This is a genomic window from Bartonella sp. MR168JLCBS (assembly GCF_042194175.1).
On the sequence record NZ_JBHIMP010000326.1, the window covers coordinates 1 to 757 of the forward strand.

Consider the following 757-nt stretch of genomic DNA (forward strand, 5'->3'; position numbering starts at 1 on the left):
CGAATAGAAACAGGATTGAATCTTTTACAGCAAGAGCTTGGTTCGCGGCTCTTAATTAGTGGAGTTAACACAACAAACAATCTCAAAAGATTCATGTACAGCACACATATTACCCCACAGCTCTTCGCCTGTTGCGTTGACATCGGACATAAAGCAATTAACACAAAAGGAAACGCCGAAGAAAGCGCAGATTGGATCAAAAAACACCACTACCAAACAGTTTATATCGTTACCCATGATTACCACATGTGGCGTTCTTTGCGTGAACTAAAATACTTAATGCCTGACATCAATTTCATTGCCTATCCCGTCAAAAAGAGTGAAATTGAAAGCACGATACAACAGATCAATCAAATACGTATTCTTGTCTTCCAATATATTAAAACGCTTGAGGTCTATATAAGGACTGCATTTTAGTCTTTACACACTGGTTTTCTCTGAAAATCTTTCGAACCAGCCCTTCATTACGTTCATCGTATTTACACAGCTCTTAGGCCATAGACATGATCGACCCTTTGTTACACAAACGGGAACCACTAACAATTCACTCTTTTCATACCAATCTATTTTGCCTTTTGATATCAATTCTTTCCCTCTAAGACCCGTTTTTATAAAAAAGTTTAAAAACACCCAAAACAAAGAGTGTCCTTTGCATAAATTTTGTCTACGCTATTTTTGCATCTTGGAAGGCAAAAATGGTTCTTTCATCTTCGATTGCTGAAAAGGCGTATGATCTAGCAGAGTGATTCTCTTAATT

General features: G+C 37.4%; 1 protein-coding gene. It reads left to right on the top strand.

All coding sequences use genetic code 11. The annotated features are described in order from the left end of the window. Positions 1–417: YdcF family protein (locus ACFIK8_RS11190; protein ID WP_375669467.1), on the top strand; the 417-nt coding region annotated here is incomplete at its 5' end. Positions 418–757 lie beyond the last annotated feature (340 nt).